Here is an 11489-nt window from a genome sequence, read left to right as displayed (position 1 = left end):
TTATGACCGAGCAATACAGAATTAAAAACTTAAAAGGCACTCATAAAGAAAAATAACAATGAAACAAGCCCCTATATGAAAAAGTTGAGGCAGTTTGTTGGTGGAGTTACCTCGCTTAATGGAACTGCCCTCAGATTGGTGGTTTTTGCCCTTGTAACGCCAGCTTTAAATTTATTTCTGGGGATTATATTTTTACTTTTTATTTCTTAATTCATTTGAAACTGAATTTTGGACGTGGTATGAAATAGTATTAAAATAATCTATACATCGAGCCATTTAACATATATGTAAATCATTATACAAGAGGAAATAAAATGTTATTTTTCTTTGTTAAAACTTTAATAGGATTGAAAAACACATGAAAAAAAAATTGTCACAAAGCTGGCTTGTTTCTCAATCTTCGATCCGCTTTTTAATTATCATCTTATTAGTAATAGGTGTCTTTTTTCGCTTCGTCAATATTGACAAAAAAATTTATTGGAGTGATGAAGTTGTATTATCATTACGCGTATCTGGATATACGCAGTCAGAAATGGAAGCCAATTTACGTAATGGTAATTTAATCAATGCAGAAGAATTTGATAAATACCAGTATCCTAATCCTGAGAAAACTACCATTGATGTTATGAAAGGCATAGCCTTAGAAGACTCACATATTTTGCCACTACACGTCTTGCTGACTAGGTTTTGGGTGAAGATCTTTGGTAATTCTGTAGCAGTGACGAGAAGTTTTTCGGCATTTATTAGTTTGTTAACTTTTCCTTGTATTTATTGGCTATGTAAAGAATTATTTCGGTCTTCGCTAACAGGATGGATAGCGATGGCATTGGTAGCCGTTTCACCTGCTCATGTCATATATGCACAAGAAGCACGAGCTTATAGTTTATGGATAATAACTATCTTAATATCCAGTGCGGCACTGCTGCGAGCTATGCGCCTGAAAACGAAAGTTAGTTGGTGCATTTATACAGTAACATTATCACTAGGATTTTATACCCATATATTTTTTGGTTTTATTGCTCTTGCACAGGCAATTTACGTAGCTATAATTGAACGCTTTCGATTGAGTAAAACCTCAATTTCTTACCTGCTTGCATCGCTTGTAGGGTTTATGACTTTTGTACCTTGGATTTGGATTATTATGACTAATCCTCACTCAGATGCAATATATTGGGCAAATGCAAAACAAACCTTATTTGATTCAGCTACAAGATGGGCTGGAATTATTAGTCGTGGGTTTCTTGATTTTGGTATTAGCCCTAGTGACTCCAAGGAACTTAGATTTGCTTTAATTCCTTTTATTGGAATTATTTTAACTCTAATCATTTATTCAATTTATGTTCTTTGTCGAAGAAACTCTAAAAGAGTATGGTTATTTATTTTAACATTAATTGGGTCTGTGGGGCTTCCCTTGATAATCTTGGATTTTGTGTTTCAAAAGCGATACGGTACTAGTCGATATACGCTTCCTTGCATTTTAGGCATACAGTTAACTGTTGCTTATTTATTAGCAAATAAAATCAGGTTTAATAATACTAAAATTTTCCAAAAAAAGCTTTGGTCAGTTGCAAGCGTGTTGATAATAATTATTGGGATCGTATCTTGTGGAATCAGTTCTCAAGCTCAGATGTGGTGGAACAAATTTCCGGAAAAATACGAACAATATCCGAAAATAGCGAACATAGTTTCTCAATACGATCGCGCACTTTTAATTAGCGATGGCAAAATAGTTCCAGAAATACAAATACTCGCTCACTTAGTTGTTCCAAAGGTGCAATTTCAAATTGTTAGTTCAAATAAATTACCAGAAATTCCTAGTGGTTTTACTGATATCTTTTTGTTCCAGCCTTCTGATTCTTTAAAAGCTGGAATTGAGAAAATTTATAACTTCAAGTTACAGCAGATAGACAAATTTCTCTGGAAAGCTATTAAATAGGACTTACGCAATATGTGACTGAAAACCTTATTCAAGCGTTGTGGTAATTCATGTAGACGCACAGCGGCTACTCTGCGAGAACGCTAAGAGCGAACCCGCAGGGTATTACCGCTACTTTCGTTATCTTTTGCGTAATACCAATTCTGTATGAAAATGCGTTTAATTTTTTTAACGAACCGCCTTCTCTACGAGAGGCTTCCGCCAACGCGCAGCGTCTCGTAGAGAAGAGCGCAAAGGCAAGAGTTTGAGAGAGTTTGGCGCAGCTTCACAAAGAAACGGTATAAGTTCTGATATAGTTAAACCGATAAAAACAGGCTTTTCCCTCCTGCCTCACTTCGGCTACGCGGAAATCGAGCGTACCTTGAGGGCAAGCAAGCTACGCGTAGCGTCTTGTAGAGAAGTCGAGATTCAGTGACCACCTGCCTCCTGCGTTCTACTTAAAACTAAAATTTAATCTTAAAGTGAAGCGGTACTACCGTGGGTATCTAAACTTTTCAAGAAGTATTGAAAATATAAGCCATCGAACTCACATTAAAAATTAATATCAATTAGCTCAGAATTAGGAAAATTAGAGCAAAAATATACTTGAATAAATCCATGATTTAAGTATATATCTCTATTATTGCGGCTTATGTCATCGCCCCTCGAACGCCCGCTAAAAATTGAAATCAGACTTCCATCTTCCCATCCTCACTTATTAGAAGGACTTGAGATATGGCTACGCTTGGGTTTAATATCCGATTCCCAAGTCAGGCAGCTATGCCGAGAATTTCTCACCTGTACGGTGGTGTTGCAACCCCAAACTCAAGTCGAAACTAAAGTAAAATTTGCAACTTCCGATCCTGTGGAACAGTTGCCTGTAGCTACTTTACAAGCTAGTAGCCGCAGACAACCGCCAGAAAAACCAGCCGAACCCAGCTTTATCAGCACAATGTTGCAGTCACTAGGGGCAGAATTGAGCGTCCGCTGGCTGCTTTTTCTAGGAGTATTTTTGGTAGTGGTGTCCTCTGGGGTACTGGCTGCTAGTCAATGGGAAAAATTTCCGGCTTCTGGACAGTATGGAGTTTTATTTGCTTATACTTTGAGTTTCTGGGGGTTAAGCTTTTGGGCGACTAGGCAAAATAATTTGAGATTGACAGCTCAGACATTACTGATTGCTACTCTTTTGTTAGTGCCAGTAAACTTTTGGGCTATGGATAGCTTTGGGTTATGGCAAAATCCTTTGAATTGGATTGTAGTTGCGATCGCCTGCCCTACCCTAACTGCTATTACTGTTTCAATCTCCAAAAATCGCACTCTTTTTCCCAATTTACATGCCGCCAAATTACCTATAGTAAATATTCTTGGACTGAGTTATCTGCATTGGGGTTGGCAATTCAAAGGATTTCCCTTAATTGCCGTTTATCTGGGAATCATAGCCACAACTATCATTACAGTCCTCGATAATCGCCATCCACATGTGGAAAATACAGGCGATCGCCACAATTTAAGTATTAGCTTACGCGCTACTGTAATTATTTATGCTTTAATTATCCTGCTAGTGCGGGCGATTTTTATTGCTGGGGTAAATGTCACGCAGTTGGGTTTAGCTATTGGCATTTGCGGCTGGTTGGTGACTTGGTTAGCACAGGAGGGAGGGGCAGGGGGAAATCAAGAAGTAACAGTAACATCTCCCTCATCTCCCCCTCTCCCCATCCCCCCATCTCCCTCATCTGCTTTACTCTGGGAAAAACTCGGTGCGATTTTACTTTTCTTGGGTTGGTTGGTTTCAGTAATTAATTATCCCTGGCAAGCGATCGCTGTGAGTGGTTTGGGTTTGTGGTTTGCAGGAAATCGCTTGCAGCGCTACAGTTTAAAAGTTGACTTAGCAGCGATTTTCGTCATTGGCTTACAGACAATTTGGCTCTTTTGGCGATTAGTACCGGAACGCTTACAGAATTTGGCGATGGCTATTGCTATCGGATTGACAAATTCTCAAAATGAACCTTCGGCGTTGCTGGGTGTGGTTTTGTTTCCCTACGTAATTTTGATGGTGGCGTTGACAGATAATTTGTATCGCGTCCAAAAACGAGAATTGGCTAGATTTGGCGAAGTACTTACTTTATTATTTGCAACGTTTCTCACAACCATCGCCCTAGTCAATCCTACGTTGCGATCGCTAAATCTGCTATTTTCCACCATCACGCTTGCCATCGTCACCAAACGCCGCCCTGACTCATCTCCTCCCCTGGTATACCTAACTCATATCATCGGCGTATTGACGTTCTGCTCTTTTATCAATTGGTTATTGCCAACACTCAGCAGAGAAGTTTGGGCAAGCATTTTGTTGGCTGTGATGCTTGCAGAATGGATATTTAGTCTGGGAAATGGAATATGGCGACGTAGTGCATGGGACATCGGTTTAGGACTAGCCGCCCTTAGTTTTTTGCTGTTGTGGATGAATGCAGAATCATCTTGGTACGGTATGGCTGATAGTAGAGCGAATTGGGGAGTTATTTGGCTAATTACGCCCATAGCTCTCACGGGTGTTGCCAACCGCACAAATATAGAGAATCGGACTATTAACCGTTACTTAAGTATTTTGGCTTTGGGAATTGTCCAGTTACTTACTTTACAGGTTCCAGGAACTAGATTAATCGGTTTGGCGGTGGGTGCGGGATTAATGTTCGTCAATACGCGTCACTTGCGAAACCAAGTAAGTGCAGTAATTACCGAAGGATTTGTTTTAAGTTTTATCGGAATGCTGCTGTGGACGGGCGTGCCTGGTTTGCCTCGTCTGGCGGTGGCTGGTTGGTTTGTTGCCGGAGCGATCGCAACTTTCAGTTTATGGTTAATCCGCACGGCACTTAGGCAACGCGGTAACGAATTAGCACTTATTTATGCAGCCGCTAGCGATAAATGGGCGATGGCTTTGTGTGGTTGTGAATTGTTGGCTTTGACGCTGCACTCAGTTCTGATTTACCGAGGAGTGGTTAATCCCGGATTTTTGTACTTACTTGCCACTGGTATCATTTTGGCAGGCATTGTCTATCGCAGTTGGCGACAACCAACAAATTGGGCATTTTATGGCATTGGCTGGTGTTTGGAATTGTTGACAGCCCAGGCATTAGGATTTGGGGAGCCATCGATTGTGAGGATGGCGATCGCCAATATAGCCTTGGGTTTACTTACTCAGCTTGTGGGAGAGTGGTGGAAACGACGACATCAATTACAAAGCTTGCCTAGCAGCTTTCACATTCTACCGATAATTTATGGTGTCTTCAGTGTATTCCTACGTGTAAACACCTTCACCGATTGGACGGGTTTGTGTTCCTTGGGCGTAGCTTTAATTATCATTGGCGTGGGGCGTCGCCGGGAAGACTTTAAACCATTGGTGTATTTAGGGATCGTTGGCGTATCAATTTCTGCCTACGAACTTTTGTTTTATCAAATGTTACAAGTTTCAGAAGGAGAATTAGGCGATGGATTGATTGCCATGTCTGCCCTTGGCACTACTATCATGTATGTCTATCGCATACTCTCCCGTTGGCTGACAAGCTACTTACGCTTAACTCCCCAAGAACTCAAAGGCATAGCAGATATTCACTGGGCTTGGAGTAGCTGCTTATTAATGTTTGCCATTGCCGTTCCCATTGGAGCTAACCGTTTAGTGGGATTGGGAACAGGGGTATTTTTGGTTAGGTATGCGATTTTTCAGGGAAAGCGATCGCCCCAACCCTCGGTATCTTCAACATGGCGGATAACAATAGATGAAGTTTGGGTTTACCTGGGTTTGTTAGAGGCGGGTTTCTTCAGTATTTTATTGCAGGAAACCCCAATAGGGCGTCTATTTGCTACACAATTACTTCCTTGGAATGTTGCGATCGCCTCTGTAGCCGCCTACTTTCTGTATATTCTACCTTGGGAAAATTGGGGTTGGTCTAAAAGACCTTGGCAACAAGCTGCATACGTTTTACCACTAATAGTTTTATGGCAAACTGCACTGCAAGTTTACGCGATCGCTTTGCTACTCACCGCTGGATATTACATCTTTTTAGCAAAAGTCGGCGAAAACATCCGTTTTACCTATATTAGTGTAGCGTTGGTTGATTGGGCGCTGTACCGTTGGTTCTATAGCTTATATCTGCGCGAAGCTTTGTGGTACGTAACACCATTTGGGTTATCACTACTTTATATAGCTCAAGTAGATACGCAACTGAAACTACCAGAATCTAAAATAGTTCGTCATAGCCTGCGGTTGTTAGGTAGCGGTTTAATTTGTGGCTGGGCAATTTTATTTCATCAAAACACGCCTTGGATTCCGGGAATTTTTAGCCTCATCGCCATTTTCGCTGGATTAGCTTTGCGAGTTCGGGCTTTTCTTTACATTGGTACAGCTACTTTTCTAATTACTACTATCTATCAATCAGTAATCTTCAGCTTGCAGTACTCATTTTTAAAATGGGTTGTTGGCTTGCTAGTCGGTATTCTACTGATTTATATCGCCGCCAACTTTGAAACCCGCCGCGCCCAAATAACTTTTCTAATTCGTAATACCATTGATGAATTGCGATCGTGGGAATAGGGCGGCGTTGTTGATTGCAGTATGAATAAGCAGATACAGGAATAGAATGCAACAAAATTAAGTTATCGGTTGATTTGGTGCGTTACACTTACTTTGTTAACGCACCCTACTGTACTGACACAGCTAAAATGTTGCATTAGCAAAAATCAAAAACGTTGGTTTCTATCAATACCTCAAAAATCTATTGCATCATTTTAGTCGTGTCAGTTCACTACAAAATCAGGCGATCGCATTGAAATGTTAGATGGGTTTGAGCTTCATATAGATTTCCTTAACTTGCTCTTGACAGCGCTTAATAATTTTTGCTTCCCCTTCTTCTCCCCAAGAAAAGCCATTGCGAAGATACTCTACTGTTACTTCACCTAATGTAGCAGTGTACTTATAGCTAAAATAGCCTACACCACCTATACTTGCCAAAAGTCCTACCAATATACCAATTCCGCCAATAGGAGCCAGTACGGTTGAAGCCATATCTGTGATAAAAACTATCCCAACTGTACCCATAAAACTTGCACCGATAACCTTACCACAAGTCCCAAAAATATTTTGAGTTATTTTTATCGCCTCAGACTTGGTTTGTTTTTTTCCCATAATCACACAGATCGTAAACACCATACTTACTAGGAGTGGTGGATGAACAAGCAACGTGGCAAATGGTACTGCTCCAGCCAATGCAGAAATACTACTGAAAACACCAATGAACTTCCGTACAAGTTTTAACCTAGTATCGAAAATACGCTTGTTCATGCTATCAGTCAAGTTAACGGCACGTTGGGCTGGATCTAGAATATTCATTAATGCACCCAAAGTCCCAGCACTTTCATGTAAGCGATCGAGCAGTTGAGGTAATTCCTGTCTGATCATTTCATCACTTTTTTGATCGAAAAGCATGGCACTACCATAAACAATATCTTCTGGAGACTTCACAAATTTGCCCATCTTTTCTGAGATGCGAGAGCGTATAGTCTCTTGATCTTTCTTAGGTTTATTGTTTTTAACAATATCCCACTTATTCACAAATACAATCTTAGGAATATCCGGGGAATTTTCATGGACTAAATCGAACAATTCTAGTTCATCTTGATAAGGTTCGCCATCAATGGCGAAAATATGTCCATGAGCTTTCTTTGCTTCCTCAATTGCCAACTTTTCATTACGCTGTTCACCCATGATTCCAGGTACATCTACTATATTCCAAGGTTCTTTTTTATAGGAAGTTGGAATAATAGTTTTATCATGTTCAACGCCAACTTCTGCAACATCGTCATTGATTAATGAATTGAGAATTGCTGACTTCCCAACAGAGGTTTTACCAAACAGAGCTACCCAAATTAAGCCAGTTTTTAGACGTTCTAGAAGTTCGTTGATTTCCAGGAATTCGTTTTCAATGTCTTGACGTTCTTTTTCTTTAAGTTTTTTACCAAATTGCTGCTTCAGGTTTTTCAGTGCTTCTTCTAGTTCAGCTTGAACGTGAGAAATTTCCTCACGAATTTCTTGATTGCTAACCATATTCTAAAAAATATCCTTTATTTTATTAATTAATTGAGGTAACTCTTGTCCGATCATTCGATCCTGCAATTGGTCAAAAAACATTGCGTTACCATAAACAATATCCTCTGGAGAATTGACAAATCTGCTCATTTTTTCTGAGATCCGAGAGTGTATAGTTTCCCGATCTTTCTTTGGTTTATTGTTGGTAACAATATCCCACTTGTTCACAAATACAATCCTGGGAATATGCGATGAATTTTGATGGACTAAATCGAACAACTCTAGTTCATCTTGATAAGGCTCACCATCAATTACAAAAATCTGCCCATCAGCTTTCTGAGCCTTTTTAATTGCCAGTTGTTCATTATCTTTGTTTCCAATTGTGCCAGGTAGATCGATCCAAATAAAAGGTGATTGGAAACAAATAGTAAGTAAATTACTTTGTTCATAAGTTTCAGCTAGATCGATACCAATCAATGAATTGAGAATTGCCGACTTACCAACAGAGGTTTTGCCAAACAAGGCTATTATTTTATCTTTGACATCAGATACCGGACTGGAAATTAACCGAGAAAACTCTACTGAGCCTTTACTCATGTTATCTTCAATTGGTTGTACAAATGTCACAACACTAATTAATTCAGTTTGGTCATTAAAATTAGCTAAATTAACTTGGCGCAGATCGATAGACTTAGCCTCTATTTTTGTACCTTGTATATCTGCTTCAATATTTTGCTCTCGTAGCAACTTCTTGAGTTTCTCATTTGATAAAGATAACTTACCTGCTATCTTGCCTTTAATTTGCGTCAATGCTCCTGCATCAGCACTGAGATCGGCAGCAGGATTAAATTTCCACTGATTCTCATTTTCATCTTTAGTGAAAATTTTATTTAATTCTTTGGTCAGAATATTAGGTTTTAAGTCATCCTGATTATATGTTGATTGCCATTTAGTTTCGTCAAAGTTCTTTGAAGATTCCGATTGATTCCAATAACTCAATAGTTTGTCAAATAGTCCAGCCTCAAAATCCTCTGGTTTCTCAATAACAGCATCAAAAGAAATTTCTGTATTAATTCCCTCTAGTAACTTTCTTAAATCGTCTCGATGTACATAAGCTACATCACCTAAACCATTTAATTCTGCATATAGGTTGCTATTTTTTAGTTTTTGGAGTGAGAACTTGATTGTATTTTGCTGTGACTTTCGAGCAGAAACCGAGAATTCATACTCAAGAGTCATCAAAGATAAGCTGTTTTCAATTTTCAGAGCAGTTTCTCTATCTGGAGATTCAATTTTGATGGTGAATTCTTGTGATGGTTGAGCAAATTCAAAATTATCAAAGATAATTTTGGCTCTTGGTGCCAAATCTTTTAGATCGGGAATATTAATTTTAATATAGGGAATTTGCAGAGCAAAAATGCTTGAACGTTGAATTTCTCGCGCCTGTTCTGGTGGATACAGATTACATACAGCTTGGTGTGCAAGTTTTCCTGCTTCGTCATTGTCTAACTGTATTGTCAGGCTAGTTCTCCAAAAACTTTCGTTCCATTGCTCACTTTTGACTAATAGCTGATTATTGCTGATTTCTGGAATAAAAAGCGGATCGTAGCGAAATTGCCAAGTTTTCGGACTGTCAGGGCGATTTTTTGTTGCTTCCCAAATACGTTTCCTTTGTTTATTACAATCAAAAGCTGCAATCTCTGTTGCAGAGAAAACAAAATCAGAAAAATTCATATTTACTTACCGTTGCCCTATTGTTAGAATCGCTGTTGTTTCCTTCTACAGTTCTCAAGTAATCAATTCCTAAATTTTTCCATCGCGTTAGAGGCTTTTTTTCCTGGCTACGCCTACGCAAGGTTACTGTGTACCAAGGTGTTATTTTGACTACCAGCTAAAAGCAAAACTCCGATCGATATGCTTTGTGTCAAGAGTTCCTACAACTAAAAAAGCTACCGTCACTCTGGACAAGTAGCTTTTTTGTGACTACAGCAGGGAATGTCAGCAGTGAAGAACAAAATTAGAAGGATAGACAATACAAAGATTTCATCCACTCCCATTCATCTGTCAAACCCTCTGTTAGGGAAACTTGCGGCCGATATCCGAGAAGTTTCTGGGCTTTAGATATATCAGCAGCAGTGTGACGAGCATCTCCCATCGCTTTTTCTATGTAATTTCTTTTGATTGGCTTGCCAACGATTTGTTCAATTGTATCTAGAACTTCTGCTAAAACTACGCGACTCCCGCCGCCGATATTAAAGATTTCTCCTACTGCTTCGGGTGCGATCGCTGCTGCTAAATTAGCGGCAATAATATCATTAACATAAGTAAATTCCCGCGTTTGCTGTCCGTCACCGTAAATCGGAATCGCCTCATCCTGCAAAATCGATTTAAAAAATTTATGAAATGCCATATCTGGGCGCTGTCTGGGGCCATAGACGGTGAAATAGCGCAATGACACAGATGGCACGCCAAAGTTTTTGTGATATAGCTTACACAAAAACTCACCCGCTAGCTTCGTAATCCCGTATGGAGAAACCGGTTGGGGACAAATTTCCTCGTGGGTAGGTAACGTTTCCGCATCACCATATACACTTGACGAAGAGGCAAACACTAGCCTTTTGAGGCTTTTAGCATCTTTGGCAGCTTCTAGCAAGATTTGTGTAGCGTTAATATTTCGTTCTGTGTAACTTGTAAAACCTTTACCCCAACTCGCCCTTACCCCTGCTTGTGCCGCTTGGTGATAAACTACATCAACATCTTCGAGGAGTTTATGCCAATCTAAAAACTGAATATCTGCTTCAATTAATGTAAAGCCCCGCGCTCCATTTAAATGTGCAATATTTTTATACTTTAACATCGGATCGTAGTAATCATTGAATTCATCAATTCCAATGACTTCTTCTCCTTGTTGCAGCAACGTTTCTGTTAAATGAGAACCAATAAAACCAGCGACTCCAGTGACGATAATTTTACCCATGTTGCCTATTTTTTGATATTTTAATTAATCTCTACATTCACAGGTTAATACTTGTAACCAATAATCGTCATTACCTAAGAAAGGATTTTTTTACTAATGATTTCAATGGACAAAACTCATTAAAAATACTTAAAGAATAGCTCTATTTCAAATGTTTCAGTATATTTATTTAGTTTTTACTATTAAGTAGGTCAACTTAATTAAACATAAAACAATAGTAGGGTGCGTTGTCGCAAAGCGCAACGCACCTCAGTTGATGTAGAGTCTATGGAGGTGCTGTACCCTCAGCATTAACACACCCTACATTTATATACATTTATGTCTTACGTTTTTTTAGGTTGAGCTACTTAATAACCTCGAATGTGTTGACTGTTGACTGATGACTGAGGAGTTAAGAATTATTCTCCTTATTCCCGTTACCTCCCCTACTCCCCCTGCCTTCCCATCTCCCCATCCCCCCATCTCCCCATCTTCCCATTGAATGCAACATTCATCAGGGGGCTTGCACAAGTGCGAGAATT

5 protein-coding genes and 1 pseudogene are annotated in these 11489 nt (G+C 39.4%); 3 read left to right on the top strand and 3 right to left on the bottom strand.

The features are described 5' to 3' along the window. The first annotated feature begins 358 nt into the window (after positions 1 to 358). Together NSTC745_RS29925 and NSTC745_RS29920 are read left to right on the top strand one after the other, a co-directional pair. Positions 359 to 1936, top strand: a complete 1578-nt coding sequence (locus NSTC745_RS29925; RefSeq protein ID WP_445634251.1) for a glycosyltransferase family 39 protein — start codon at positions 359 to 361, stop codon at positions 1934 to 1936. 631 nt (positions 1937 to 2567) lie between these two features. Then, complete coding sequence (locus NSTC745_RS29920; protein WP_445634250.1) at positions 2568 to 6500, top strand: DUF2157 domain-containing protein; 3933 nt, start codon at positions 2568 to 2570, stop codon at positions 6498 to 6500. 240 nt (positions 6501 to 6740) lie between these two features. Here NSTC745_RS29920 and NSTC745_RS29915 read toward each other — a convergent pair whose 3' ends face one another. Both NSTC745_RS29915 and NSTC745_RS29910 read right to left on the bottom strand, forming a co-directional pair. Then, entirely contained in the window at positions 6741 to 8009 is a 1269-nt protein-coding gene (locus NSTC745_RS29915; protein ID WP_445634249.1) for a GTPase, read from the bottom strand. A gap of 3 nt (positions 8010 to 8012) precedes the next feature. Continuing rightward, on the bottom strand, positions 8013 to 9725 hold the full coding sequence (locus tag NSTC745_RS29910) for a GTPase (RefSeq protein WP_445634248.1): 1713 nt from the start codon (positions 9723 to 9725) through the stop codon (positions 8013 to 8015). 179 nt (positions 9726 to 9904) lie between these two features. Here NSTC745_RS29910 and NSTC745_RS29905 point away from each other — a divergent pair. Further along, positions 9905 to 10012 (top strand): annotated as a pseudogene (locus NSTC745_RS29905) (IS200/IS605 family transposase); the annotation flags it as partial. Here the strand turns inward: NSTC745_RS29905 and NSTC745_RS29900 are convergent. Further along, the gene (locus NSTC745_RS29900; RefSeq protein WP_445634247.1) at positions 10009 to 10968 is read right to left on the bottom strand and encodes an NAD-dependent epimerase/dehydratase family protein; all 960 of its coding nucleotides are present in this window, start codon (positions 10966 to 10968) and stop codon (positions 10009 to 10011) included. The pseudogene NSTC745_RS29905 and the gene NSTC745_RS29900 overlap by 4 nt on opposite strands. Positions 10969 to 11489 lie beyond the last annotated feature (521 nt).

The sequence above is a fragment of the Nostoc sp. DSM 114161 genome, assembly GCF_052692665.1.
Note: the sequence above shows the minus strand (reverse complement) of the source record. Positions and strands in the feature narration are given on the sequence as shown.

Coding starts and splice junctions, on each gene's coding strand:
- NSTC745_RS29925 (WP_445634251.1), top strand. CDS start 359: ATGAAAAAAAAATTGTCACAAAGCTGGCTTGTTTCTCAATCTTCGATC.
- NSTC745_RS29920 (WP_445634250.1), top strand. CDS start 2,568: ATGTCATCGCCCCTCGAACGCCCGCTAAAAATTGAAATCAGACTTCCA.
- NSTC745_RS29915 (WP_445634249.1), bottom strand. CDS start 8,009: ATGGTTAGCAATCAAGAAATTCGTGAGGAAATTTCTCACGTTCAAGCT.
- NSTC745_RS29910 (WP_445634248.1), bottom strand. CDS start 9,725: ATGAATTTTTCTGATTTTGTTTTCTCTGCAACAGAGATTGCAGCTTTT.
- NSTC745_RS29900 (WP_445634247.1), bottom strand. CDS start 10,968: ATGGGTAAAATTATCGTCACTGGAGTCGCTGGTTTTATTGGTTCTCAT.